The sequence below is a fragment of the Aromatoleum buckelii genome, from assembly GCF_012910785.2.
GTDB lineage: Bacteria > Pseudomonadota > Gammaproteobacteria > Burkholderiales > Rhodocyclaceae > Aromatoleum > Aromatoleum buckelii.
Genome location: NZ_WTVH02000010.1, coordinates 763622 through 790074, shown reverse-complemented (window position 1 = coordinate 790074; position 26453 = coordinate 763622). Strand labels below are relative to the sequence as shown.

General features: G+C 65.4%; 25 protein-coding genes and 1 pseudogene. 17 read left to right on the top strand and 9 right to left on the bottom strand.

The features are described 5' to 3' along the window. Positions 1-50: 50 nt before the first annotated feature. Together GO608_RS14460 and GO608_RS14455 are read left to right on the top strand one after the other, a co-directional pair. On the top strand, positions 51-608 hold the full coding sequence (locus tag GO608_RS14460) for a DUF2946 family protein (protein ID WP_169197716.1): 558 nt from the start codon (positions 51-53) through the stop codon (positions 606-608). Positions 609-659: 51 nt separating this feature from the next. Then, positions 660-1457, top strand: coding sequence for a Mut7-C RNAse domain-containing protein (locus GO608_RS14455; RefSeq protein ID WP_169197715.1), 798 nt, complete (start codon positions 660-662; stop codon positions 1455-1457). A gap of 23 nt (positions 1458-1480) precedes the next feature. On the opposite strand, the gene GO608_RS14450 is transcribed toward GO608_RS14455, so the two are convergent. Continuing rightward, the gene (locus GO608_RS14450) at positions 1481-1906 is read right to left on the bottom strand and encodes an acyl-CoA thioesterase (protein WP_011236286.1); all 426 of its coding nucleotides are present in this window, start codon (positions 1904-1906) and stop codon (positions 1481-1483) included. A gap of 233 nt (positions 1907-2139) precedes the next feature. Here GO608_RS14450 and GO608_RS14445 point away from each other — a divergent pair, with 233 nt between their 5' ends. The 5 genes from GO608_RS14445 to GO608_RS14425 all read left to right on the top strand — a co-directional run bounded on the left by GO608_RS14445 (position 2140) and on the right by GO608_RS14425 (position 7430). Continuing rightward, a complete protein-coding gene (locus GO608_RS14445; RefSeq protein WP_169197714.1) occupies positions 2140-2499 on the top strand; it encodes a CidA/LrgA family protein in 360 nt (119 codons plus the stop codon). After that, positions 2496-3227: an LrgB family protein gene (locus tag GO608_RS14440; protein WP_169197713.1), complete on the top strand. Its 732-nt coding sequence runs from the start codon at positions 2496-2498 to the stop codon at positions 3225-3227. The genes GO608_RS14445 and GO608_RS14440 overlap by 4 nt, the downstream gene beginning before the upstream one ends. Positions 3228-3302: 75 nt before the next feature. Continuing rightward, on the top strand, positions 3303-4928 hold the full coding sequence (locus GO608_RS14435; protein WP_169197712.1) for an MFS transporter: 1626 nt from the start codon (positions 3303-3305) through the stop codon (positions 4926-4928). An 83-nt stretch (positions 4929-5011) separates the two neighbouring features. Then, the gene (gene fusA, locus GO608_RS14430) at positions 5012-7063 is read left to right on the top strand and encodes an elongation factor G (RefSeq protein ID WP_169197711.1); all 2052 of its coding nucleotides are present in this window, start codon (positions 5012-5014) and stop codon (positions 7061-7063) included. Positions 7064-7169: 106 nt separating this feature from the next. Then, positions 7170-7430 (top strand): DUF4212 domain-containing protein, encoded by a 261-nt coding sequence (locus GO608_RS14425; protein ID WP_169197710.1) that lies wholly within the window; start codon positions 7170-7172, stop codon positions 7428-7430. 89 nt (positions 7431-7519) lie between these two features. Here GO608_RS14425 and icd read toward each other — a convergent pair whose 3' ends face one another. After that, positions 7520-8764: an NADP-dependent isocitrate dehydrogenase gene (gene icd / locus GO608_RS14420; protein ID WP_169197709.1), complete on the bottom strand. Its 1245-nt coding sequence runs from the start codon at positions 8762-8764 to the stop codon at positions 7520-7522. A 231-nt stretch (positions 8765-8995) separates the two neighbouring features. Beyond that, positions 8996-11233 (bottom strand): NADP-dependent isocitrate dehydrogenase, encoded by a 2238-nt coding sequence (locus tag GO608_RS14415; protein ID WP_169197708.1) that lies wholly within the window; start codon positions 11231-11233, stop codon positions 8996-8998. 326 nt (positions 11234-11559) lie between these two features. On the opposite strand from GO608_RS14415, the gene aceK reads away from it, so the two are divergent. Beyond that, entirely contained in the window at positions 11560-13335 is a 1776-nt protein-coding gene (gene aceK / locus GO608_RS14410; protein WP_169197707.1) for a bifunctional isocitrate dehydrogenase kinase/phosphatase, read from the top strand. 12 nt (positions 13336-13347) lie between these two features. Here aceK and GO608_RS14405 read toward each other — a convergent pair whose 3' ends face one another. From GO608_RS14405 to coaBC, 3 genes are all read right to left on the bottom strand, one after another. Further along, on the bottom strand, positions 13348-13782 hold the full coding sequence (locus GO608_RS14405) for an NUDIX hydrolase (protein WP_169197706.1): 435 nt from the start codon (positions 13780-13782) through the stop codon (positions 13348-13350). Then, positions 13783-14232: a dUTP diphosphatase gene (gene dut / locus GO608_RS14400; RefSeq protein WP_169197705.1), complete on the bottom strand. Its 450-nt coding sequence runs from the start codon at positions 14230-14232 to the stop codon at positions 13783-13785. A 116-nt stretch (positions 14233-14348) separates the two neighbouring features. After that, complete coding sequence (gene coaBC / locus GO608_RS14395; protein WP_169197704.1) at positions 14349-15551, bottom strand: bifunctional phosphopantothenoylcysteine decarboxylase/phosphopantothenate--cysteine ligase CoaBC; 1203 nt, start codon at positions 15549-15551, stop codon at positions 14349-14351. A 47-nt stretch (positions 15552-15598) separates the two neighbouring features. On the opposite strand from coaBC, the gene radC reads away from it, so the two are divergent. The 6 genes from radC to GO608_RS14365 all read left to right on the top strand — a co-directional run bounded on the left by radC (position 15599) and on the right by GO608_RS14365 (position 20372). Continuing rightward, the gene (radC, locus tag GO608_RS14390; protein WP_169197703.1) at positions 15599-16276 is read left to right on the top strand and encodes a RadC family protein; all 678 of its coding nucleotides are present in this window, start codon (positions 15599-15601) and stop codon (positions 16274-16276) included. Positions 16277-16483: 207 nt separating this feature from the next. Further along, positions 16484-16795 (top strand): 50S ribosomal protein L21, encoded by a 312-nt coding sequence (rplU, locus tag GO608_RS14385; RefSeq protein ID WP_053419788.1) that lies wholly within the window; start codon positions 16484-16486, stop codon positions 16793-16795. Positions 16796-16813: 18 nt separating this feature from the next. Then, a complete protein-coding gene (gene rpmA, locus GO608_RS14380; protein WP_011236299.1) occupies positions 16814-17077 on the top strand; it encodes a 50S ribosomal protein L27 in 264 nt (87 codons plus the stop codon). Positions 17078-17156: 79 nt separating this feature from the next. Further along, positions 17157-18371 (top strand): Obg family GTPase CgtA, encoded by a 1215-nt coding sequence (gene obgE, locus GO608_RS14375; RefSeq protein ID WP_169197702.1) that lies wholly within the window; start codon positions 17157-17159, stop codon positions 18369-18371. An 18-nt stretch (positions 18372-18389) separates the two neighbouring features. Further along, positions 18390-19505 carry a glutamate 5-kinase gene (proB, locus tag GO608_RS14370; RefSeq protein WP_169197701.1) on the top strand — a complete coding sequence of 372 codons (1116 nt, stop codon included), beginning with the start codon at positions 18390-18392 and terminating at the stop codon, positions 19503-19505. 36 nt (positions 19506-19541) lie between these two features. Further along, on the top strand, positions 19542-20372 hold the full coding sequence (locus GO608_RS14365) for an HDOD domain-containing protein (protein WP_169197700.1): 831 nt from the start codon (positions 19542-19544) through the stop codon (positions 20370-20372). A 63-nt stretch (positions 20373-20435) separates the two neighbouring features. Here the strand turns inward: GO608_RS14365 and GO608_RS14360 are convergent, their stop codons facing one another. Then, a complete protein-coding gene (locus GO608_RS14360; protein WP_169197699.1) occupies positions 20436-21209 on the bottom strand; it encodes a PEP-CTERM/exosortase system-associated acyltransferase in 774 nt (257 codons plus the stop codon). 91 nt (positions 21210-21300) lie between these two features. After that, positions 21301-21594, bottom strand: a complete 294-nt coding sequence (locus GO608_RS14355) for a hypothetical protein (RefSeq protein WP_169197698.1) — start codon at positions 21592-21594, stop codon at positions 21301-21303. Here GO608_RS14355 and GO608_RS14350 point away from each other — a divergent pair. Further along, complete coding sequence (locus GO608_RS14350) at positions 21593-24385, top strand: AMP-binding protein (protein ID WP_169197697.1); 2793 nt, start codon at positions 21593-21595, stop codon at positions 24383-24385. The genes GO608_RS14355 and GO608_RS14350 overlap by 2 nt on opposite strands. A 141-nt stretch (positions 24386-24526) precedes the next feature. On the opposite strand, the gene GO608_RS14345 is transcribed toward GO608_RS14350, so the two are convergent. Then, positions 24527-25318: a cytosine permease gene (locus GO608_RS14345; protein ID WP_169197696.1), complete on the bottom strand. Its 792-nt coding sequence runs from the start codon at positions 25316-25318 to the stop codon at positions 24527-24529. A gap of 41 nt (positions 25319-25359) precedes the next feature. Here GO608_RS14345 and GO608_RS19530 point away from each other — a divergent pair, with 41 nt between their 5' ends. Both GO608_RS19530 and GO608_RS19585 read left to right on the top strand, forming a co-directional pair. Beyond that, entirely contained in the window at positions 25360-25482 is a 123-nt protein-coding gene (locus GO608_RS19530) for a hypothetical protein (RefSeq protein ID WP_281505739.1), read from the top strand. 67 nt (positions 25483-25549) lie between these two features. Further along, a pseudogene (locus GO608_RS19585) lies at positions 25550-26421 on the top strand (2-hydroxy-3-oxopropionate reductase). Positions 26422-26453: the final 32 nt, after the last annotated feature.

Sequence of the window (26453 nt, the reverse complement as noted above, 5' to 3'; positions counted from 1 at the left end):
GCTTGGCGACGAAACGCTCATACTGCTGCTTTTGATCCGCGACTTTCCCGATGACCACGCCCGATCTCTCGACCGATGTCCGCTGGCCCGACGTGCCCGCCGTCCATGGATGGCTGTCGCTCGACCGTCGCGGCGGCTGGCGGCTCAAAGGAGAGCCGGTCACGCACGCCGGGCTGAACGGTTTTCTGAACACGAATTACCGTTCGGACAGCGACGGCAACTGGTTCGTCCAGAACGGGCCGCAGCGCGTCTTCGTGACGCTGGATTACACGCCGCTGGTCCTGCGGCTCGACGTCGATAGCAGCCTCACGGCGCACACCGGCGCGACGACGGCCCCGGCCATTGCCGCATACCTCGACGAGGACGGCAACGTGCTGCTCCAGGTGTCGCAGGGGGTCGGATTGCTCGACGACCGGGATCTTCCCGCGTTCGTCGAGCAGTGCCAGGCCGACGACGGCGGGCCGGCGAGCGACGCCGCCTTCACCGAAGTCATGGGCGGCGGCTCGGGAGTGGGCTCGGGAGTGATATGGCACGGCCTTCCGCTGCAGTCGATCAGGCATGCGGAAGTCGCCGCGCGTTTTGCATTCCAGCCCCGCCCGGAGCCCTGAACGCGCGGTTTTTCCCGCTCTTCCTCCGACACCCAATGCGAGAGCACAGCGATGGTGACGGCGACATTCCGATTCTATGAAGAGCTGAATGACTTCCTCGCGCCGGGGCGCCGTCGGCGTGAGTTCGACGCGCCGTGCGCGCAGGCGGCAACGGTCAAACACATGGTCGAGGCGCTCGGCGTGCCGCACACTGAAATCGAGCTCGTGCTCGTCAACGGCGAATCCGTCGATTTCGGCCGCCTGCTGCGCGACGGCGATCGCGTCGCGGTGTATCCGAAGTTCGAATCGCTCGACATCACGCCGCTGCTGCGTGTGCGGCACCACCCGCTGCGCGTGATGCGCTTCGTCGCCGACGCGCATCTCGGCGGGCTCGCCCACCTGTTGCGGATGACGGGCTTCGACACGCTCTACGACAACCATTTCGACGACGGCGAGATCGAGATCATCGCCGGGCGCGACAGCCGCATCGTGCTGACGCGCGACCGCGAACTGCTCAAGCGCCGCACGCTGACGCACGGCTGTTATGTGCGGGCGCTCAAGCCGGCGCAGCAGGTGCGCGAGATCTTCGATCGGCTGGACCTCGCCGGCAGCGCAAAACCTTTCACGCTGTGCCTCGACTGCAACGCGCCGCTGCGACCGATCGACAAGGCCGAGGTCGAAGACCGCCTGCCGCCGGGAGTGCGCGCGAGCCACACGCGTTTCAGTACCTGTGACGTGTGTTGCCGCGTCTTCTGGGAAGGATCGCACTGGCGGCGAATGCGCGCGCTCATCGATGAACTGCTCGCCGGCTCCCCGCCGCCCGCAGCGCAAGCCCCGGCTGCGCCAGACTCCGATCGCGACCCGAAGTGAGAGCCACCTCGCTGCGACACGCGCTACTGCACCATCGGCAACCTGAACTCCTCGGCGTGCAGCGCGACCTCCGGCGGGAACGGCTGCGAGCGGCGTGTCACCGGATTCAGGCACACGACAGTGCAGTCCGAAGTCGAGCAGACTTCGCCGGTTTCGGTGTTGACGATTTCATGGCGGAAGCGCACCACTTTTTCCCGCATTTCGAGCACCCCGCTGCGCACGAACACCGTGTCGCCCGGATACAGCTCCTTCTGGTAGCTGATGTTCTGCTGCACCATCGCCAGATTCACCGCACCGCTGCGCAACAGCGACGCCGACAGCCCGAGCATCGCGTAGAACTGCCAGCTCGCCGCATCGTGGAATTCCATGTAAGCGCGGATGTTGATATGCCCCATGTGATCCCGTTGCCATTCATGCACCGTGCCGCGCGCCGTTTCGACCATCGTCATTGCCATCTCCTCGTGCCATCGCCACTGTCATCGAGCCGCAACGATAGGGCGTTCGGGCAGGTGTCGGCAATACCGGGCAATCGCAGCCCTGCCGCGGGGCGATCCGTCATACGAGCCTGGCGCCCGCCGGCCCAGCCCGTTACCTGCGCGTTCGCCGCTCTGCGGGGACGGACGCCGCACGGTGCCGCTAGAATGTCGCGATCATCCCGCTCGGCCAGCTCCGGAGAGACTTCATGATCGGCGCCCTCACGCTACTCCTCGTGTTCCAGCTCGTCGGCGAAGTGGCGGTGCGCGGGCTGAATCTGCCGATCCCGGGTCCGGTCGTCGGCATGGGCCTGCTGTTCGTCACGCTGATCGTGAGGAGCGGGCCCGGCGAACAATTGCGCGCCACTGCGAACGGCGTCCTGCAGCACCTGTCGCTACTGTTCGTACCGGCAGGCACCGGCGTCATGCTGCATTTCCAGCGGCTCGCCGACGAGTGGCTGCCGCTGACCGTGGCGCTGGTGTTCAGCACCCTGCTGTCGATCGCAGTCGCCGCGCTGCTGCTGCAAAGGTTGACGCACCGCACACCGAGTCACGGAGAATCCCGATGACGCCGGTGCTCGGCGAGGTCTGGGTCTATCTGTCGACGACGCCGCTGCTCGGCCTGACGCTGACGCTGCTCGCGTATCAGGCAGCGCTGTGGCTGTACCGCCGCGCGAACCATCATCCCCTGCTGAACCCGGTGATGCTCGCGGTGGTCATGCTGGTGCTTGTGCTGAGTGTGACTGACACCCCGTACGGAACCTATTTCGACGGTGCTCAGTTTGTGCATTTCCTGCTCGGCCCGGCCACTGTCGCGCTGGCGATCCCGCTGCATGCGCAGTGGGGGCGCTTGCGCAGCATGCTGGTGCCGCTGCTAGCCACACTCGTCGCCGGGTCGCTGACCGCGGCGCTGACGGCGGTCGGCATTGCGGCGCTGCTTGGGGCGAGCCGCGAGTCGATGATGTCGCTTGCGCCGAAGAGCGTCACGACGCCGATCGCGATGGGGGTCGCCGAGCGTCTCGGCGGCCTGCCGTCGCTCACCGCGGTACTGGTGATCTGCACCGGCATCCTCGGCGCGATCTGCGCGCGCTATGTCTACGGGATGCTGCGCATCGACGACCACGCAGTGCGCGGCTTCGCGATCGGCATTGCGTCGCATGGCATCGGCACGGCACGCGCGTTCCAGGTCAGCGAACAGGCGGGTGCGTTCGCCGCGCTCGGCATGGGACTCAACGGACTGCTGACCGCCGCCTCGCTGCCGTGGGTCCTGCCATGGCTCGAGCGGCTGATCGGCTGACGTGCCGCCGCACCGCTTTCCCCTTTCGTTTTCCCCGTCAACCCGATCCGCCCCCTGACCACCGGAATCTCCACCTTGAGCACTGCCCTGTACCGCTGGTTCGACCGCAACATCCTGGAACTCGGCCGCGAGATGCGGCTGTCGTACCTGCCGCCGCTGATGGTGTATGTCGCAGCCGGTGTGTCGGGCCTGACCGGGATCGTCGGCACGTTCTTCGTCAAGGACTACCTCGGCCTGTCGGCGGCTTTTCTCGCCGCGCTCGGCTTCTGGGCCGGCATTCCGTGGGCGCTGAAGATGCCGATCGGCCATCTCGTCGACCTGATGTGGCGGCACAAGGCCGGGTTCGTCTATCTCGGCGCGGCCCTCATTGCGACGAGCCTCGCGATCATGATCGGGCTGATCTCCCGGCCGGACGAGATGCGCACCGTGATGAGCGCCGAAGCGTGGTTCGTGGTGTCTGCGCTGCTCGCGCCGCTCGGCTACGTGATGCAGGACGCGGTCGCCGACGCGATGACGGTCGAAGCGGTGCCGCGCCTCGACGCCGACGGCGCCCCCTACCCGGCCGAGACGGTAAAGCTGATGCACACGACGATGCAGATGCTCGGGCGCGTCGCGATCATCGGCGGCACGGTGCTGGTGTCGCTCGCGAACGTCGCGATGTTCCAGGGCGCCGAAACCCTGCCCGAGTCCGCGAAAGTCGAGATCTACGTGCGCATCTACGAGCTCGCGCTGGTGATCCCGCTGCTGTCGATCAGCGGCGTGCTGCTCGCCGGGGCGCTCAAGCGGCGCGAGGCGCGGCGACTCGAGGCGCTCGGGCACAGCCGCGCGGAAGTCGATCGCCTGGTGCACGCTCCCCAGGAAAAAACGGCGCCGAACTGGTGGATCCTGGGCGGCAGCGCGGTGTTCGTCGCGCTCACCCTCGGCGTCGGGCTGTCCGGTATGCCGTACGGCCAGGAGCTGATCTTCGCGTCGTCGTTCGCGATCATCGGCGTGATGATCGCGAAGCTGCTGCGCGAACTCGCCCCGGAGGCGGCGCGCACGCTGCTCGGCACCGTCATCGTGATCTTCGTCTTTCGCGCGATGCCGACCCCGGGGGCCGGCGCGAGCTGGTGGATGATCGATGTGCTCGGCTTCGACCAGAGCTTCCTGTCGCGGCTCGACCTGATCACGAGCACGCTGACACTCGCCGGCCTGTTCCTGTTTCGCCGCTTCATGGCGGAAAAATCGATCGCGCAGATCGTCATCGTGCTGACCGTTGCCGCGACGCTGCTGTCCGCGCCGATCGTCGGCATGTTCTACGGCCTGCACGAATGGACCGCGCGGCTCACCGGGGGGCTCATCGACGCGCGCTTCATCGCGATCGCGAACACCGCGCTCGAGTCGCCGCTCGGGCAGGTGTCGATGGTGCCGATGCTCGCGTGGATCGCGAATTCTGCGCCCGCTCACCTGAAGGCGACGTTCTTTGCGGTGATGGCGTCGTTCACGAACCTCGCGTTGTCGGCGGCGCAGCTCGGCACGAAATACCTGAACGAGATTTTCACCGTCAGCCGCGAAGTGCGCGACCCGGCCAGTGGTGCCGTGACGATTCCGGCCGATTATTCCGAACTCGGCGTACTGCTCATCACCGTCACGCTGCTGGGATTGTCGCTGCCGCTGCTGGCGATCGCGGCGACGCGGCTGTTCGGACTGCGCAGCGCCTGAACGGGCCTGTCCGACCTGCGGGCGTTGCACGCGCGGCGCGACAGGCGGAAACTCTAGTCAAACGACAACGGGAGGACAACGCCATGACACCGACCTCTGTACACGACATCCGCAACGTCGCCCTGCTCGGCCATTCCGGCGGGGGCAAGACGACTCTGCTCGAAGCGCTGCTCGCCGCATCGGGGACGATCGGCGCGGCTGGCAGCATCGAACGCGGTGACACGGTCAGCGACTTCGACGCGCAGGAAAAGGCGATGGGCCATTCCCTTGCTACATCGATTGCGCACTTCGAATGGGCCGGGCACTGGGTCAATATGCTCGACACCCCGGGCCTGCCGGATCTCGCCGGACGGGCGCTGTCGGCGCTGCCCGCGGTCGAGACGGCGGCAGTCGTCGTCAGCGCACAGGCGGGCATCGAAAGCGGCACGCGCCGGATGATGGACGCCGCGACCGACAAGTGCCGCCTGGTGGTCGTATCGAAGATCGACGCTGCGAGCACCGCGGATCTCACTGCGCTGATGGAGAAACTGACGAGGACCTTTGGTCGCGAATGCCTGCCCGTCAACCTGCCGGCCGCCGACCGCACCCGGGTCATCGACTGCTTTTTCGCGCCCGACCACGATGCCGAAACCGCATTTTCGTCGGTCGCCGCGGCGCACGAGGCGATCATCGATCAGGTCGTCGAACTCGACGAAGCGCTGATGGCAAGCTATCTCGAGCAGGGTGAATCGCTCGACCCCGAGCAGCTTCACGCGCCGTTCGAACAGGCGCTGCGCGAAGGCCATCTGATCCCGGTGTGCTTCGTTTCGTCGCGCACCGGCGCCGGCGTGAACGAGCTGCTCGACATTCTCGGCCGCCTGATGCCGGACCCGACCGAAGGCAATCCGCCGCGCTTTCTCAAAGGAGAAGGCAGCCAGGCGCAGCCGGTCGAAGTCGCGCCGGATCCCGCCCGCCACGTCATCGCGCATGTGTTCCAAGTCGCGAACGATCCGTACCGCGGCAAGCTCGGGCTGTTCCGCATCCACCAGGGCACGCTCGGCCCGAACACCCAGCTCTATATCGGCGACAGTCGCAAGAGCTTCAAGGTGGCGCATCTGCTGCGCCTGCAGGGCAAGAACCAGGTCGAGACGCCGGTCGGCGTGCCGGGCGATATCTGCGCCGTCGCGCGCGTCGACGACATCCACCCCGACGCCGTGCTGCACGACTCCCACGACGAAGACACCTACCATCTCGCCGCGCCACGCTATCCGCAGCCGGTGTTCGGTCTCGCGCTGATCACCCGAAAACATGGCGACGAACAGAAACTGGCCGAAGCGCTGGCGCGGCTCGTCGACGAGGATCCGTGCCTGGAAGTGGGGTTCGATCACCAGGCGCGCCAGACGGTGATCAGGGGGCTCGGAGAACTGCATCTCAAGATCGTGCTGGAGCAGTTGCGCACGCGCTGGAACCTGCAACTCGACACTGCGACGCCGACGGTGCCGTATCGCGAAACCATCGCCGCCACCGCGGAGGCGCGCTACCGCCACAAGAAGCAGAGCGGCGGCGCCGGCCAGTTCGGCGAGGTCGCGCTCCGCGTCGAGGCTCTTCCGCGCGGATCCGGCATCGAACTCGGCAACGAGGTCAAAGGAGGCGCGATCCCGACGAACTTCCTCCCGGCCGTCGAGAAAGGCGTGCGCCAGGCGCTCGCCGAAGGAGCGTTGTCCGGCTTCCCGGTGCAGGATGTGCGCGTCGTGCTGACCGACGGCAAGCACCATGCAGTGGATTCGAACGAAATCTCGTTCGTCACCGCCGGGCGCCACGCGACGCTCGACGCCCTGCTCGCCGCGCGGCCGGTCGTGCTCGAACCGCTGGTGACGGTCACCGTGAAAATCGAGGACAGCCATTTCGGCGACATCACCGCCGAGTTCGCCGCGCGCCGAGGCCGACTCACGGCCACCGAGAGCCCGGCGAGCGGGTGGACAGTGCTCACTGCGACCGTGCCGATGGCCGAGATGGAAGGCTTCGAGGCGCGGCTCAAAGCGATCTGCGCCGGCGAGAGCGAATTCGTGCTCGTCGCGAGCGGCCACGAGCCCGCCCCGCAGGAGGTGCAGCAGCGGCTCGCAAAGCTCCACGCCGAGCGAAGTTCCGGCCAATAGCGCAGGACGCCTCCCGCACCGGGAGAACCGGGCGCATGCGCCGGGGACGCTGCTCCCCGACCACATGCGCTCCCTGTTGCGCTCATCCGGACCTTCGGCTGGAACAATGAAACTGACCGAACAACAGCGGACCTACTGGCGCCGCACCCTGCAGCTCACGGTAGCGCTGCTCTCCGTCTGGTTCCTCGTCACGTTCGGAGCGGGTTACTTCGCCGACGAACTCAACCGGTACTCCTTCCTGGGCTTCCCTCTCGGCTTCTACATCTTTGCCCAGGGATCGCTGCTGACCTACCTGGTCATCATCGGCATCTACGTCCATGTGATGAATCGCCTCGACCGCCGCCACGGGGTCAGCGAACGCCGGTAGGCGAACCTCCCGGGGAACGGCGCGAACGTTCGCCGTAAACGCAAAAAGCCCCCTTTCGGGGGCTGCGAGGTGTATCGACGGACCGCGAGTTACATGCGCGCGATCATCGCGTCGCCGAACGCGGAGCAGGACACTTCCTGGGCGCCTTCCATCAGGCGCGCGAAGTCGTAGGTCACGACTTTGTCGCCGATGGCGGCTTCCATGCCCTTGATGACGAGATCGGCCGCTTCCGTCCACTTCATGAAACGCAGCATCATCTCGGCCGACAGGATCAGCGAACCCGGGTTGACCTTGTCCAGGCCGGCGTATTTCGGCGCCGTACCGTGCGTCGCTTCGAAGCAGGCGTACTGGTCGGAAATGTTCGCGCCCGGGGCGATGCCGATGCCGCCGACCTGGGCAGCCAGCGCGTCGGAGATGTAGTCGCCGTTCAGGTTGGTCGTCGCGATCACGTCGTACTCGGCCGGACGCAGCAGGATCTGCTGCAGGAAAGCGTCGGCGATCGAGTCCTTGACGACGATTTCGCGGCCGGTGTTCGGGTTCTTGAACTTGCACCACGGGCCGCCGTCGATCGGCTGCGCGCCGAATTCCTTCTGCGCCAGCTCGTAGGCCACGTCGCGGAACAGGCCTTCGGTGAACTTCATGATGTTGCCCTTGTGCACGATCGTCAGCGACTTGCGATCGTTGTCGATCACGTACTTGAGCGCGGCCCGCACCAGGCGCTGCGTGCCTTCGACCGAAACCGGCTTGATGCCGATGCCGGACGTATCCGGGAAGCGGATCTTCTTGACGCCCATCTCGTTCTGCAGGAACGCGATGATCTTCCGGACCTGCTCCGAGCCTTCCTGCCACTCGATGCCGGCGTAGATGTCCTCGGTGTTTTCGCGGAAGATCACCATGTTGGTCAGTTCCGGGTTCTTCAGCGGCGAAGGCACGCCCTTGAAGTACTGGATCGGACGCACGCACTGGTAGAGGTCGAGTTCCTGGCGCAGCGCGACGTTCAGCGAGCGGATGCCGCCGCCGACCGGAGTCGTCATCGGGCCCTTGATCGACACCGAGTATTCCTTGAGCGCGTCGAAGGTTTCCTTCGGCAGCCACTCGTCCGGGCCGTAGACCTGAGTCGACTTCTCACCGGCATAGACTTCCATCCAGTGGATTTTTCTCTTGCCGCCATAGGCTTTCGCGACTGCCGCATCGATGACCTTGATCATCACCGGGGTGATGTCCACACCGATGCCATCACCTTCGATGAACGGGATGATCGGATTGTCGGGGATGGGCTGGCCGGGAATGATTTTCTGACCGGCGGCCGGGACCGTGATGTGAGATGTGCTCATGCCTACTCCCTCTATGTGGACTCGATTCGATTGACTCAGTTTTGCACTGAAAACCTTCGACTGGCAGCTTGGGGAATCACCTCGCACGCGGGCGCCCGCGGGGACGACGTATGCGGATGATGCTCCTCCCCCACTCGGGATATCAATTATGGCGCAAAACCCCGGCGCCTTCTTCCGGCGCCAGGATTTCCGCCTGCGCGCGCCCCTTCCGCGGCGGGCGCTTCGCCACGCTCAGGCCGAGGCTTCCGCCAGAATCGCGTTGAATGTCGCGCTCGGGCGCATCACCGCGCCGGTCTTCGCCGGATCGGGCAGGTAGTAACCCCCGATATCGGCCGGACGTCCCTGGGGTGCACGCAGTTCGTCCACGATCTTCTGCTCGTTCTCGGCCAGCGCTTTCGCCACCGGCGCGAAACGCGACTTCAGTTCCGCATCGTCGTCCTGCGCCGCCAGCGCCTGCGCCCAGTACAGCGCAAGGTAGAAGTGGCTGCCCCGGTTGTCCAGCTCACCGGTCTTGCGCGACGGCGACTTGTCGTTGTCGAGCAGTTTTCCAGTCGCCTCGTCGAGAGTTCTGGCGAGCAGCTTGGCCTTGTCGTTGCCGGTCTTGATGCCCATGTCCTCGAGCGACACCGCCAGCGCGAGGAACTCGCCGAGCGAATCCCAGCGCAGGTGGTTTTCCTCGACCAGCTGCTGCACGTGCTTCGGCGCCGAACCGCCCGCGCCGGTTTCGTACATCCCACCACCGGCCATCAGCGGCACGATCGACAGCATCTTCGCGCTGGTGCCCAGTTCCATGATTGGGAACAGGTCGGTCAGGTAGTCGCGCAGGATGTTGCCGGTCACCGAGATGGTGTCGAGGCCGCGAATGACGCGCTCGAGCGTGTAACGCATCGCCCGTACCTGCGACATGATCTGGATGTCGAGCCCGCTCGTGTCGTGATCCTTGAGATAGGTCTCGACTTTCTTGATCAGCTCCGCCTCGTGCGGACGATAAGGATCGAGCCAGAACAGCGTCGGCATGCCGGAGTTGCGGGCACGGTTGACGGCCAGCTTGACCCAGTCGCGGATCGCAGCGTCCTTGGCCTGGCACATGCGCCAGATGTCGCCTTCCTCGACGTTCTGCGTCAGCAGCACTTCGCCAGTGGCGATATCGACGATGCGCGCCTCGCCGGCTTCCGGAATCTCGAAAGTCTTGTCGTGCGAACCGTATTCCTCGGCCTGCTGCGCCATCAGGCCGACGTTCGGCACGGTTCCCATCGTCGTCGGATCGAAGTTGCCGTTGGTCTTGCAGAAGTTGATCATCTCCTGGTAGATCCGGGCGAAAGTGCTCTCCGGCATGACGGCCTTGGTGTCTTTCGGCTTGCCGTCGGCACCCCACATCTTGCCGCCGATGCGGATCATCGCCGGCATCGAGGCGTCGACGATCACGTCGTTCGGGGCGTGCAGGTTGGTGATGCCCTTGGCCGAGTCGACCATCGCCAGTTCCGGGCGGTGCTCGTGGCAGGCGTGCAGGTCGCGCACGATCTCGTCGCGCTTCGATTCCGGCAGCGTCGCGATCTTCTCGTAGAGGTTCGACATGCCGTTATTGACGTTGACGCCCAGCTCGTCGAAGAGCTTGCCGTGCTTCTCGAAAGCCTCCTTGTAGAAGATCTTGACCGCGTGACCGAACACGATCGGGTGCGAAACCTTCATCATCGTCGCCTTGACGTGCAGCGAGAACATCACGCCGGTCTTGCGCGCGTCTTCCATCTGCTCTTCGTAGAACGCGCACAGCGCCTTCTTGCTCATGAACATCGAGTCGATGATCTCGCCGTCGAGCAGCGCGACCTTCGGCTTGAGCACGATGGTCTCACCACGCCGGGTGACGAGATCCATCCTTACGTCGCGGGCACGATCCAGCGTCATCGACTTCTCGCCGTGGTAGAAGTCGCCGCTCTTCATGTGCGCGACGTGGGTGCGCGACGCCATGCTCCACTCGCCCATCGAGTGCGGATGCTTGCGCGCATAGCGCTTGACCGCGGGGGGCGCACGGCGATCCGAGTTGCCTTCGCGCAGCACCGGGTTGACCGCGCTGCCGAGCACCTTGCCGTAGCGCTGCTTGATGATCTTTTCTTCGTCGGTCTTCGGCGTTTCCGGATAGTTCGGAATCGCGTAACCCTTCTGCTGCAGCTCGGCGATCGCAGTGGTGAGCTGCTGCACGGCGGCGCTGATGTTGGGAAGCTTGATGATGTTGGTGTCCGGATCCTGCGTCAGCCGGCCGAGTTCGGCGAGGTTGTCGGGCACCTTCTGCGCGTCGGTCAGGTAGTCCGAAAATTCGGCAAGGATACGAGCGGCGACCGAGATGTCGCTCTTCGCGATATTGATGCCCGCAGGCTGGGCAAACGTCTCGATGATCGGCAGCAGCGAGTAGGTCGCCAGCAGCGGCGCCTCATCGGTGAGCGTGTAGATGATGGTCGGACTCTTCGTTGTCATGCATTTCTCCCTCGTTATTTTGCCCTGTGCGAAGCCTGACGGACGCAAAAACAGGACGAGACACGGCCCTGAAGGCCTGATCGCATCCGCTCATTTCCTGACGGCGCATGATTATAGACCTGCGAGTGCAGCCGGTTGCCGCCAGCCGCACAATCTTACTCTTGTATAAGATACAAGATATCCACGATCGACCTACCGGTACGAGCGGTTCTGCGACCGGGTCGGGAGGGGTGCTCCAGCCAACCCCTATCAGGTTTCGGGATAAAATGGGCGGCGTCACGCTGCTGCGCGCCAACGTCGCACCTCATCACCGAGACGAGGAACCCATGGACGCACCCGTCGGGGAAAACCCGGTCGCCCAATCGATCGCCCAGGCGATGATCGAAGGCTTCAACAAGCATTACCGGATCTTCCGCGAGACCTCGCGCCGCGCCAAGGAAAGCTTCGAGGCCGCCGATTGGCAGGCGCAGATCGACGCGGTGCGCGAGCGGGTGCAGTTCTACGACGAGCGCGTCGATGAGGCGGTCCGGCGACTGCACGAGGAGTTCGACGCCGATTCGCTCGACGACAGCACCTGGCAGCAGCTCAAGCTCCAGTACATCGGCATCCTGATGCGGCACAAGCAGCCCGAGCTCGCCGAGACCTTCTTCAATTCGGTGTGCTGCAAGATCCTGCACCGCACGTATTTCAACAACGACTACCTGTTCGCGCGCCCCGCCGTCTCGACCGAATACATCGAATCCTATCCGCCGGTCTACAGCAGCTATTACCCGCAGGACGAAGGCCTGCGCACCACGGCGCGGCGGATCATCGAGGATTTCGACTGGCAGCGGCCGTTCGCGGATCTGGACCGCGACATCGACAACATCCTGCGCGCCGTGCACGAACACCTCGGCGAATGGCCCGACATGGAAGTCAATTGCCAGATCCAGGTGCTGTACTCGGCGTTCTACCGCAACAAGACCGCCTACATCATCGGCAAGGCGATCAACGGCTACCAGGAATATCCGTTCGCGCTGGCAGTGCGCCACAACCCCGCCGGCCGGCTCGAAGCCGACACGATCCTGCTCGACCCGTGGCGCATCTCGGTGCTGTTCTCGCTGTCGCGCGCGTATTTTCTCGTCGATATGGAAGTGCCGTCCGGCTACGTCCACTTCCTGCGCTCGATCATGCCGAACAAGCACCGTTCCGAACTCTATACGATGCTCGGGCTCGGCAAGCAGGGCAAGACGATGTTCTTCCGCGACCTCATCGCGCACCTGCGCCACTCGAACGACCAGTTCATCGTCGCGCCCGGCATCCGCGGCCTCGTGATGCTGGTGTTCACGCTGCCGTCCTACCCATATGTGTTCAAGATTATCAAGGACGTGTTCGGCGCGTCGAAAAACATGGACCGCGCGACCGTCAAGCGCAAGTATCTGATGGTGAAGCAGGTCGACCGTGTCGGACGCCTGGCGGACACGCTGGAGTTCTCGTACGCCGCGCTGCCGCTGTCGCGCTTTCACCCCGAGCTGCTCGACGAATTGCGCGCGCTGGCGCCGTCGTCATTCGAGATCGAAGGCGACTCGGTGATCATCAAGCACCTGTACATCGAACGCCGCATGACGCCGCTGAACATCTACCTCGAGCGTGCCAACGACGACCAGGTCGAATACGCGGTGCGCGAATACGGCAATGCGATCCGCGAGCTGGCGACCGCCAACATCTTTCCCGGCGACATGCTGTGGAAGAACTTCGGCGTGACGCGCTACGGCCGCGTCGTGTTCTACGACTACGACGAGATCGAGTACATGACGGCGATGAACTTCCGCAGGATCCCGCCGGCGCCGTATCCGGAGATGGAGATGGCCGCCGAGCCGTGGTATTCGGCGGGTCCGATGGACGTTTTCCCGGAAGAATTCGCGACGTTCCTGCTCGGCGCCCCGCGCGTGCGCAAAGCTTTCCTCAAGCACCACCGCGACCTGCTCGACGCCAAATTCTGGCAGGACGTGCAGGCCTCGATCCGCAAGGGTTACCTCGAGGATTTCTTCCCATATCCGACCGAACTGCGTTTTTGCAACATGTGGAGCAAAAAGCGCGGACGCGCAGACCAGGCGGCCTGACGGGCACCCGGCTCACGCGTCGTCCTGCCACCCGAGTTCCAGCAGCCACGGCATCGGACGCTCGGCCAGGGCGCTGCGGATGTAGGGAACGGTCGCCCTGGGAAGGCAGTCACGCCCGAACCAGCCGAGCCGGTCGCATTTGTCCGGCTCGCGAATCTGCGGCTCGCCGGTGAAGCGGCCGGCGCGGACGAAGAAATCGACACGGTTCGTGTCGGAGCGGCGGTGCACGACGCCGACGTATTCGAGCGCATCCGCATGCAAGTAAAGCCTGGTTTCCTCGGACATTTCCCGCACGGCCGCTTCGAGCAGCGATTCACCGGGCTCCACATGGCCGCCGGGAAGGCTGTACAACCCGTCGAAAAACCCAGTGCCCGCGCGTCTGAGCAGCAGCACTTCGCCGTCCCGCTCGACGATGACGTGTACGCCGACCGGAACTCCGTGACGCATTCAGTGCTTGCCGGTGCTGCCGAACCCGCCCGCGCCGCGATCGCTCTGCGGGAATTCATCGACGATGTTGAAACCGACTTGCAACACCGGCACGACCACCAGCTGCGCGATGCGCTCCATCGGCTGGACCGTGAAGGTTTCGCGCCCCCGGTTCCAGGCCGACACGAAGATCTGCCCTTGGTAGTCCGAGTCGATCAGACCGATGAGGTTGCCGAGCACGATGCCATGCTTGTGACCGAGGCCGGAGCGCGGCAGCACCATCGCCGCGAGGCCGGGATCGGCGAGGTGGATCGCGAGCCCGCTCGGAATCAGCGTGGTTTCGCCCGGGTGCAGGGTCACCGGTGCGTTCAGGCACGCGCGCAGGTCGAGCCCGGCTGCACCCGGCGTCGCATACGCGGGCGCATGGGTGCGCAGGCGGTCGTCGAGAATCTTGACATCTATTCGGTGCATTTTCCCCTCGGAACTTGAATCGTCGCCCGCGCAGTCCACAAGCCGCCGCAGCAAACAAAATGACTTTTATCGATTATCGCGCCCGTTGGTCCCGCGTCATAACACCTCGGTCGCGCTCATCTCGCCAGGCGGGTCGCCCGCATCGCCAGCAGACCGGCCAGATGCTCGACGATCTTCTGCGCGACGACGGTTTTCGGCGCGCGCGGCTGCGGATGACGACCGGCGTCGTCATACAGGATCACTTGGTTGTCGTCGCTGCCGAGCCCGTCCTGCACGAGGTTACCGACCAGCATCGGCAGGCGCTTGGCGCGCCGCTTGCCTTCGGCGTACGCATCGAGCTCGCGGCTTTCGGCGGCGAAACCCACGCAGAACGGTGCATCCGGGCGTGCTGCGACTTCGGCGAGGATGTCCGGGTTGGGCGTCAGCGTGAGCTCGGCGGACGACTTCTTCACCTTGTGCTCGGCTGCGGACAGCGGCCGGTAATCCGCGACCGCGGCGACGCCGATGAAGACGTCGGCCCCCGGCAGCGCCGCGACAACGGCATCGCGCATCTGCAGCGCGCTGCACACGTCGACGCGCTCGACGCCGAGCGGCGCCGGCAGTCCGGTCGGCCCGCTGACGAGCACGACTTCGGCACCGGCGCGCCGGCAGGCCTGCGCGAGCGCATAGCCCATCTTGCCGGAACTCGTGTTCGTGATGCCGCGCACCGGATCGATGGCCTCGAACGTCGGCCCCGCGGTCATCACGACCTTGCGCCCGGCGAGCAGCTTCGGCTGGAAAAAAGCGATCAGGTGCTCGAGCAGTTCGTCAGGCTCGAGCATCCTGCCCATGCCGGTCTCGCCGCAGGCCTGGTCCCCGGCGGCCGGGCCGACCACCGTGGCACCATCGGCGGCGAGCTGCGCGATATTGCGCCGCGTCGCCGGGTGCTCCCACATCTGGCGGTTCATCGCCGGCGCGACGAGCAGCGGGCACTCGCGCGCGAGGCACAGCGTCGTCAGCAGATCATCGGCGATGCCGTGGACGAGCTTCGCGATGACGTCGGCCGTCCCCGGCGCGATCACGATAGCGTCGGTGCCACGCGTCAGGTCGATATGCGCCATGTTGTTTTCGACGCGCGGGTCCCAAAGATCCGACCACACCGGGTTGCCCGACAGCGCCTGGAAAGTCACCGGCGTGACGAAACGCGCGCCGCCGGCGGTCAGCACGACGTGCACGTCGGCCCCCGCTTTTCCCAGCAGCCGCACGAGTTCGGCAGCCTTGTACGCGGCAACTCCGCCGGTGACGCCAAGCACGATCCGGCGCCCGCTCAATTCGCTCATGGCATATTCCGTATAATTAACGAATACATCCTCACACCCGCTACCCCATGGCAATCACCGACTGGCCGGAAAACGAGCGCCCGCGCGAGAAACTCCTCACTCGCGGCACTGCCGCGCTGTCCGACGCCGAACTGCTCGCGCTGTTCCTGCGCGTCGGCATGCGCGGAAAAAGCGCGGTCGATCTCGCGCGCGAGCTGCTGCAACAGTTCGGCTCGCTGACCCGCCTGTGCGCCGCCACTGCCGCGGAATTTTCCGCGATCCCAGGCATGGGCCTCGCAAAGTATGCCCAACTGCAGGCGGTCATGGAACTGGCGCGGCGCGCGCTGGCCGAGCAGATGAACGCTGGCGACGTGTTCGAATCACCGCTGGCGGTGCGCGACTGGCTGCGCCTGCGCATCGGCTCGCTGCCGCACGAGGTGTTCCACGTGCTGCTGCTCGATGCGCGCAATCGCCTGATCGAAGCGGTCGAACTGTTCCGCGGCACGCTGACGCAGACCAGCGTCTACCCGCGCGAAGTCGTGAAGCTCGCGCTGACGCACAACGCGGCAGCAGTGATTCTCGCGCACAACCACCCTTCGGGCGCCACCGAGCCGAGCCCTGCGGACGAACTGCTGACGCGCAGTCTCAAACAGGCGCTCGAACTCGTCGATATCCGCGTCCTCGATCACTTCATCGTCACCGCCCACGCGCAGCCCCTGTCGTTCGCCGAGCGCGGGTTGCTGTAGCGCGGCGGCCGGGCGCAGGCTGTCCCAGCCTGCCGAAATGGCAAAAGCACTCGCCCGGGCTTCGCAGTGGTGGTCATGCCCGCCCTGCCCCGCGAACTCCGCCGCCGCCTCCGTTAACCGGCTGAAAGCCTTGAAATCCTTGACTATCATCCACTTCGCAATTAGAGTGCTCGATTCTTTTGCAAACCCATCAACTGGAGCAACACCATGTACGCGGTGATAAAAACCGGCGGCAAGCAGTATCGCGTCGCAGCCGGCGAAAAGATCAAGGTAGAACAGATACCGGCAGACGTGGGCTCCGAAATCACCATCGACCAGGTTTTCATGGTCGGTGAGGGGGAGTCGGTCAAGATCGGCACTCCGGTGGTTTCCGGCGCCGTCGTCACGGCGACCGTGGTGTCCCACGGCCGTCACGACAAGATCAAGATTTTCAAGATGCGCCGCCGCAAGCACTACCAGAAGCATCAGGGGCATCGCCAGAACTACACCGAGCTTCGCATCGAAGCGATCTCGGCCTGAGCCCGGAGGTAATTCGACATGGCACACAAAAAAGCTGGCGGCAGTTCCCGTAACGGCCGCGACTCGGAATCGAAACGCCTCGGCGTCAAGCGCTATGGCGGCCAGTTCGTGCTCGCCGGCAACATCATCGTTCGCCAGCGCGGCACCGAATACCATCCGGGCGAAAACGTCGGCATCGGCAAGGACCACACGCTGTTCGCCCTGAAAGACGGCACCGTGCAGTTCACGATCAAGGGCGCGCAGCGCCGCCGCACCGTCGTCATCGTGCCCGAAGCCGCCTGAAACCCGGCGGCGTTCCGGTTCGAAAAGCCCTATCCTTGCGGTAGGGCTTTTTTGTTTTTGCCACAGGCACATCATCATCATGAAGTTCATTGACGAAGCACGCATCGAGGTCATGGCCGGCGACGGCGGCAACGGGTCGGCGTCGTTCCGGCGCGAGAAATTCGTACCGCGCGGCGGCCCGGACGGCGGCGACGGCGGCCGCGGGGGCAGTATCTATGCGCTCGCGGACCGCAACCTCAACACGCTCGTCGACTACCGCTTCACGCGCATGCATCGCGCGCAACGCGGCGAGAACGGCGGCAACAAGGACTGCTACGGCAAGGGCGGCGAAGACATCGTGTTGCGCATGCCGGTCGGCACGGTGATCACCGATCTCGAAACCGGCGAACTCGTCGCCGACCTCGACGAGGACGGCAAGCAGGCGATCATCGCGCGCGGCGGCAAGGGGGGCCTGGGCAACCTCCACTTCAAGTCGAGCGTCAACCGCGCCCCGCGCAAGCGCACGATGGGCGAGGAAGGCGAGCGTCGCGCGCTGCGCCTCGAACTGAAAGTGCTGGCCGACGTCGGCCTGCTCGGCATGCCGAACGCCGGCAAGTCGACGTTAATCCGCGCAGTCTCGGCGGCCAAGCCGAAAGTCGCCGACTATCCGTTCACGACGCTTGCGCCGAACCTCGGCGTCGTGCGCACCGACGAGAACCGCAGCTTCGTCATCGCCGACATCCCCGGGCTGATCGAAGGGGCGGCTGAAGGGCATGGGCTCGGCCACCAGTTCCTGCGCCATTTGCAGCGCACGCGCGTGCTGCTGCATCTCGTCGACCTCGCGCCGTTCGATCCCGACGCCGATCCGGTGCGGGACGCCAAGGCGATCGTCGAGGAACTGCGCAAGTACGATGAATCGCTGTACAACAAGGCGCGCTGGCTTGCGCTGAACAAACTCGACCTGATTCCCGAAGACGAACGCGCCGCGCGCGTCGCCGCCTTCCTCGAAGCCTACGGGCCGGTCGAACGCCATTTCGAGATCTCGGCGCTGACCGGTGACGGCTGCAGGAAGCTGGTCTTCGCGATCCAGGACTTCCTCGATGCCGGGCGTGCCCAGGCGGAAGCCGAGAAAGCGGCCCGCACCCATGCGGAAACGCTCGCCGCGGCCGAAGCCGAAGCCCGCGTCGAAGCGGCCTACCAGGCACGGCTGCAGGCGCTCCTCGCCGAAGGCGACACTGGCACCGGCGACGACGACCGCGACGGGAACGAGAACGATCCCACCGATGAGCAGGACACCCACCGGCCCAATCATTAGGAACCTTCGCAGTCCGTCATGAGAGACAAGATCCGCAACGCGCGCCGCCTCGTCGTCAAAGTCGGCAGCGCACTCGTCACGAACAACGGCGCCGGACTCGACAAAGCGGCGATGGGCGACTGGGCGCGCCAGATCGCCGCGTTGCGTGCCACGGGCAAGCAGGTCGTGCTGGTATCGTCCGGCGCGATCGCCGCGGGAATGCAGCGCCTCGGCTGGCAAAAGCGCCCGCACGAAATGCACAAGCTGCAGGCCGCGGCGGCGGTCGGGCAGATGGGCCTCGTCGAAGCCTACGAGGACGCCTTTTCGCGTCACAATCTCCACACCGCGCAGATCCTACTGACCCACGACGACCTCGCCGATCGCAAGCGCTACCTGAACGCACGTTCGACGCTGACGACGCTGCTCGAGCTGGGCGTCGTGCCGATCATCAACGAGAACGACACGATCGTCACCGACGAGATCAAGTTCGGCGACAACGACACGCTCGGCGCGCTGGTCGCGAACCTCATCGAAGCGGATGCGCTGGTGATCCTCACCGACCAGCAAGGCTTGTACACTGCCGACCCGCGTTGCGACCCCACTGCAACGCTCGTCTCCGAAGGCCGCGCCGAGGACAGATCGTACGAGGCGATGGCGGGCGGCGCCGGCACCGGCATCAGCAGGGGCGGGATGATCACGAAGATTCGCGCCGCCCAGCGTGCGGCGCGAAGCGGCGCGCACACGTGCATCGCGAGCGGCAACGAAGCCGACGCGCTGATCCGCCTCACGCAGGCCGAACCGCTCGGCACCCTGCTCTACGCGACCAGCTCGCCGCTGCAGGCACGCAAGCAATGGCTCGCCGACCACCTGCAGCTCGCCGGCGACCTCATCCTCGACGAAGGCGCGATCGCCGCGTTGCGCAGCGGGCGCAGCCTGTTGCCCGTGGGGGTCGTCGAAGTCGGGGGCGAATTCGAGCGCGGCGCAGCGGTTGCCTGCCGCAGCGCCACCGGCGACGAGGTCGCGCGCGGCCTCATCAACTACAGCAGCAGCGAGTGCCGCCGCATCGCGCGCAAATCGAGCACCGAGATCGAAAAGCTGCTCGGCTACATCGACGAACCCGAACTGGTTCACCGCGACAACATGGTGCTGCGATAAGCCGCGCGACTTCGTGAAAGCCTGCATTCATCGACGATGGCGAACGACGTTTCCCCACAGCGCTTCCTGATCCAGATCGCGGACGACCTCTCATCCGGCGACATCACTTTCCCGACCTTTCTGGACGCGGCGATGAAGATCCGGACGGCGCTCGACAACCCGATGCTGACCGTCGATGAACTCGCGCGCGTCATCGGGGCCGAGCCGCTGGTATCGGCCAAAGTCATCCGCCTCGCCAACTCGGCCGCGCTGAATTTTTCCGGAAACGATGTCTGCGATGTCAGGAGCGCGGTGATTCGTGTCGGTTTTTCGGCAATTCGCGCGCTTGCGATTTCCGTCGCGATCGAGCAGCTGATGCTCGACAGGGAAATGGCCCCTTATGCCAGCAAAGCACGCCGACTCTGGGAACACAGCCTCGACGTCGCCACCCTGTCGTTCGTCATCGCCCGCAAGCTGACCCGTTTCAACCCGCACGAGGCGATGTTCGCCGGCCTCGTGCACGACGTCGGTTACTTCTATCTGCTGTCGCGCGTTGCCCGCCATCCCGGAGTCGCCCACGAAGACGACCTCTCCCGCCTGCTTTCCGAATGGCATGCGGCCGTCGGCCACGCCGTGCTCGGCGCACTCGATGCGCCCGATGCCATTCTCGACGCGATCTCCGGCTGCGAGACGGCGTACGAAGGCGACTCTCCGGCCACCCTGGCAAACGTTCTCCACTTGGCGAACCGGCTCAGCACCCATCCCAATCCGTTTTCGCGCCCGGGGGAAACCCCTGCCACGCAGCCAGCCGCCTCCATTGCGGTCGCGGAAATCGTTGCCGAGTCACGCGACGAGCGGAACTCGCTGATGTCCGCCCTGGGACAGTAGTTCGCCGGCATTGTGCTGCCGATCAGGGCAGGACACGAGATAGGGCCAAGAGATCTCCGCTCCTCAGGTAGCGACCATCGCCGCCCGCCTCCCCTCGTAGCCCGCCATGACGCCGCCGCGGATAAGCTCCCACATCGGGCGAATCAGCGAACGCAGCCCTTCCTTGCTCTGCTCTACGTCCATCATCGACGGTACTCGGGTGCCGCGATGTTCGATCGGCGGCCCGACCTGCACGATACTGAAACCCAGCCGGGACAAATGGGCGGCGAGGCGCGGCTCGGTGATAACGAAAACCTTTTCTATGGCGCATTGCTCAGCCAGTGCCATCGTCCCCAGATACAAACCGACCGGGATGAATGGAAAACGCGGGCTCGCGCTCGAGCCGAAGTCGCGGTTTCGCAGCGTCATCTCGGTGTGCTTTTCACCGCGACGGCGACGGTACATTTGCCTGACCGCGAGCCGGGAGACTTCCGCGATCTTGTGTCGCGGCAGAGCACGCGAATCGATCGTGTGCTGATCCAGGTTCGCCCGGCAAGTGCTCTCGAACGGAAAAGGATGAGCAGGGTCCTCGGGGCGCGCGAGGACCAACCGGGTGCAGCCGACGAGCGTATGGGAGGCGTCTGATGTGCGCAGCAGGCAATGAACGCTGTGGCGATCGTATTCGTCGGTTTCATGCCGATCCTCGCGCAGCGGCTCGAAGCCGAGGTCTTCGCAGTACACCTCATGCCGAATCGTGAAGACTTGGTCGCGCGTGGATTGATCCAGCGCGGGCAAAATCTCGAAGCGGCTCCCGAATCCCTTACCCAGGTCGGAATCACAAGAAAACGGTGTGCGCATAATTTTCCCCAGTGCGCTCGAATTCGCTGAACCGGCCGATTTTATGATCCGTGCCGCCCTATCCGCAGCGCAGAAAAGGAGCGGGCTCCTTTCATAATCTTGCAGCCGCGTTTGACGCGATGTACCGTCTGAATCCGCACCATTCAGCGCTCATCGTATCCAGTCGATGAGAAATCGGAAAGCCGTCGAACTGAGGGCGATTGATTTTTAGTAACCGGCCTGTCCGCAGCGGGAACCGGCAGCCGTTCATGGTATCGACAACCTCTTTGTAGTCAAGTCTCAGCGCGGATTCAACGCGCGACACGCCGGTGCTGCCGAAGCCCGCCAAGCGTCGGCAGGCACTCAGCAACAAACGGCGGCAGGCCAACACGCAGGACTTCAGCATGAATCGACTCTCGGCGGCGACCGGTGACGCGGAAGTTCTGCAGATCGTGCGCGTGCTCGTCGCCGAGCTTCGTCCGGGACAGCAGTTGACGCCGGAACTGGACAGCCATCTCGAGCAGGATCTGGGGCTCGACAGTCTTGCACGCGTCGAGTTGCTCGCGCGCCTCGAGCGCGCTGCCGGCGTCCGCCTGCCCGCCGGCACGCTCGCCGCCGCCGAGACTCCGCGCCAGCTGCTCGCTGCGCTGCGCGCCGCGCATCCCGAACTTGCAGGACTGCAGACCGACATCGTCCTGCCGGAAACGCCCGGCGACGCGATCGAAGCCCCGGCCCAGGCCGCCACGCTGGTCGAGGTGCTGGAGTGGCACGCTGCGCGCTCGCCCCGGCACGTGCACATCCGCCTGCTGCGCGACGACGTCGAGATCGCGACGCTGACGCACGACGATCTGCTGCAGGGTGCGCGCCGCATTGCCGCGGGCCTGCAGCAGCGAGGACTCGCGCGGGGCGAAGCCGTCGCAATCATGCTGCCGACTGCGCTGGAGTTCTTCACGAGCTTTTTCGGCGCCTTGCTGGCCGGAGGCGTGCCCGTGCCGATGTATCCACCAACGCGACCGTCACAGCTCGAAGACCACCTGCGTCGCCAAACCGGCATTCTCGACAGTTGTCAGGCGCCCGTGCTGATCACCGACACGGACGTGCGGACCGTCGCGCGCCTGCTCGCCACGCAGGCGCCAAGCCTGAAGCGGGTCGCGACCGTGCAGGAACTGGCAGCGAGCCCCGCTCGCAGCACGTCAACCACGGTGGGTGCAGCCGACCTTGCCCTGCTTCAGTACACCTCGGGCAGCACTGGCAACCCCAAAGGTGTCATGCTCAGCCACGCCAACCTGCTCGCGAACATCCGGGCGTGGAGTCGCACGATCGGGATGAGCGCCGACGATGTCACTGTGAGCTGGTTGCCGCTGTATCACGACATGGGCCTGATCGCTGCCTGGCTCGGCAGCCTGTACAACGGCTCCCCGCTGGTGCTGATGTCGCCACTGGATTTCCTGTCGCGGCCCGCGCGCTGGCTGTGGACGATACACCGCTACCGCGGCAGTCTCTCCGCAGGGCCGAATTTCGCCTACGAGCTCGTTATGAAGCACGTCGAAGACGCCGAGCTCGCGGGGCTGGACCTGTCGTGCTGGCGATTTGCGGTCAATGGGGCCGAGCCCGTGAGTCCGGACACGATCGAGCACTTCAGCGAGCGCTTCGCGCCCTACGGTCTGCGCCGCGAGACCCTGACGCCGTCGTACGGGCTCGCCGAGAACGCCGTCGGGCTGACAGTTCCCCTCCCCGGGCGGGAGGCGCGCATCGACCGCATCGCGCGCGAGCCGTTTTTCCGCGACCGCAAGGCGCTCTCGGCAACGGCGAGTGACACGACGGCGATTCGCTTCGTCGGCTGCGGCAAGCCGCTGCCCGAACATGAGGTTCGCATCGTGGATCCGGCCGGCGCCGAACTCCCCGAGCGCCACGTCGGCCGCATCGAGTTCCGCGGCCCGTCGGCCACGTCCGGCTATCTGCGCAATCCGGAGGAAACGCGCAAGCTGTGGCACGGAGACTGGCTCGACACCGGCGATCTCGGCTACCTCGCCGACGGCGAGCTGTTCGTCACCGGCCGCGTCAAGGACATGATCATCCGCGGCGGACGGAACCTGTATCCGTACGAACTGGAGGATGCGATCGGCGCGCTGCCGGGCGTGCGCAGGGGCTGCGTCGCCGTGTTCGGCGCTGCCGACCCCACCACCGCGAGCGAACGGCTCGTCGCCGTCGTCGAAACGAGGGCGACGCGGGACGACGAGCGCAGTAGCTTGCAGCACACGGTCGAAGGCCTCGCCATCGAACTGCTCGGCGTGCCGATCGACGAAGTCGTGCTGGCCCCGCCGCACAGCGTGCTGAAAACATCAAGCGGAAAAATCCGCCGTGTCGGGACGCGCGACCTCTACCTCAGCGGCCTGCTGGGCCGGCAACGCAGCGTACGCATGCAATTGCTGCGCCTCGCGGCGGCGGGACTCGCGGAGCGCGCCTCGCGAACACTGTCTCGCTGCGCGGCGCTGCTGTGGGCGGGCTGGGCGTGGACAGCTCTCGTGCTGCTTGCGGTACCGGCCTGGCTGGCGGTCGCGGCGCTGCCCCGCCCTGCCATCGGCTGGCGCATCGGAAGCCTTGGAGCGCGCCTGCTCGCGCGGCTGGTCGGCATCCGCCTCGACGTCCGCGGCCGGGAAAATCTCCTCATGCATGCGCCCTGCATCGTCGTCGCGAACCACGCCAGCTATCTCGACGGCCTGATCGCAGTCGCCGCGCTCCCGCGACCTTTCGCGTTCGTCGCAAAACGCGAACTGCAGGACAACCCGATCGCCTATCGCTTCCTGCAGGGACTCGGCGCCGAGTTTGTCGAGCGCTTCGCAGTGCAGGACAGCGTCGACGCCGCCCACCGCCTCGCCACCCGGGCGCGTGAAGGGGCAGCGCTGTTCTACTTTGCCGAAGGCACTTTCGTCGGACAGCCGGGGCTGCGCGAATTCCGCCTCGGTGCCTTCCTCGCCGCGTGCGAGGCCCGCCTGCCCGTGGTGCCGGTGACCATTCGCGGCACACGAACCGTGTTGCCCGATGCGACATGGCGCCCTCGCCGCGGCCCGATCACCGTATCGATCGCGCCCCCGATCCTGCCACAGGGCACGGACTGGAGCGCGGCACTCGCGCTGCGCGATGCAACGCGCGCAACAATCCTCGCCCAGTGCGGCGAGCCCGACGCGACTGCGTAAAAGCCCAACACAGGCGGGAAAGCACCCTCTCCCGCGCGCGCTGATCTTCGCCGGCGCGAGATTCGCGAGGCCGAACGCGGCGGGGATGAAGTTCGCCACTGTTTTGATGTATGACGGCCGCGCGCTCCCCGGCCGTCGTGATCAGGCCCCGGGCCTGTAAGGGTGGTGCTCGATCCCGTGGCGGGCGATGTCGGCGCGACGGCACACCCACACCCGGTCGTGCTTCTCGACGTGGTCGAGGAAGCGCTGCAGCGCGCGGAAGCGCCCTGGGCGGCCGAGCAGCCGGCAATGCATGCCGATGCTCATCATCGCGGGCCGTTCGTCGCCCTCGGCGTACATCACGTCGAAGGCGTCGTGCAGGTATTCGAAGAACTCGTCGCCGTGCGAGAAGCCCTGCGGCAGCGCGAAGCGCATGTCGTTGGTGTCGAGCGTGTACGGCACGACCAAGTGCGGCACGGTCTCGCCGTCGGTCTTCTGCACTTCGGTCCAGAACGGCAAGTCGTCGCCGTAGTAGGTGAGCGACACCAGAATGAAGCCGCTGCCGATGTTCTCCAGCCACTTGATGCCTTGGAAGCCCAGCACCGACAGCGCAATCTGCAGCAACTGGAACACCACGAACCAGAACACCAGGTTGTCGAAGCCGAACATCGACACCGACACCGCGTTCAGCGCGCCCGCGCCGACCCAGCTCTGGAAGCCGTACCACACGATCGCCGGCACCGCGCGCACGAGCCCGGGAAACTTCGTGCCGGCGAAGCCGAAGGCGCTGCGCGCCTGCACCACGAAGGGGATGCCGTACTTGTAGCCGGCTGCACCATTCACCGCAAGCGCGATGCCGATAATGAAGCAGCCGATCGCGATCGCGAGGGTTGCCTGCAGCAGGTTCAGGGTGCCGACCACGCTGGAACCCATCGCAAAAGTGCCGATCGACACGCAGCCGCCGGCATACGCCGATCAGAGCCCAGGAGGAGAACATGGCCCGCATGAGAGCAGTCGACGCCGCCGCCGCGGTGTTGCGCAGGGAAGGCATCACCACGCTGTTCGGCATCGCCGGCGCAGCGATCAACCCGTTGTATTCGGCTGGACCGAGGCGCTGATGCGCTAAAGCCCTGCACCGCCAGCCCCGCCGGAGCGCGCCCATCACTTACAAGGAACGGAGAAACAATGGCAGACATCGGATTCATCGGACTTGGCATCATGGGCACCCCGATGGCCCAGCACCTCATCGACGGCGGCCACACGCTGTTCGTGAACACCCGCGGAAAGACACCCCGTCAGATCGTCGATGCCGGTGCGACCGTATGCGAGAGCGCGCGTGAAGTGAAGGCCGAGTTCATCATCCTGATGGTGCCCGACACGCCAAACGTCGAAGAGGCGCTCTTCGCCACAAACGGCGTCGCCCAAGGCCTGACTCCGGGCAAGATCGTTATCGACATGAGCTCGATCAGCCTGGTGGCGAAGCAGTTCGCCCAGCGCATCGACGATCTCGGCTGTGAGTACCTCGACGCGCCCGTTTCGGGCGGCCAGGTCGGAAGGCCGCCACGCTCTCGATCATGGTTGGCGGCATGTATTCGACCTTCGAGAAGGCGCTCCCGCTGTTCCAGCTGATGGGCAAGAATGTCACCCTCGTCGGCAAGAACGGCGACGGCCAGACCTGCAAGGTCGCCAACCAGATCATCGTCGCGCTGAACATCGAAGCGGTCGCCGAGGCGCTCCTTTTCGCGGCAAAGAACGGCGCCGATCCGGCTCGCGTGCGCGAACCGCTGATGGGCGGCTTTGCGTCCTCCCACATCCTGGAGGTGCACGGCGAGCGTATGATCAAACGCGCCTTCGACCCGGGCTTCCGCATCGAACGGCCCCAGAAGGACCTGAACCTCGCGTTGACCGTCGCGCGCCAGATCGGCATGTCGCTGCCCAACACCGCGACCGCACAGGAACTGTTCAACGCCTGGGCCGCCTACGGCGGTGCGGGCCGTGACCACTCGGCTATGTTGCAGGCGCTGGAGAAGATGGCCAACTTCGAAATTGGTCAGTGAGCCGAGCGTTTCGCACGAGCGACAACAGGAAG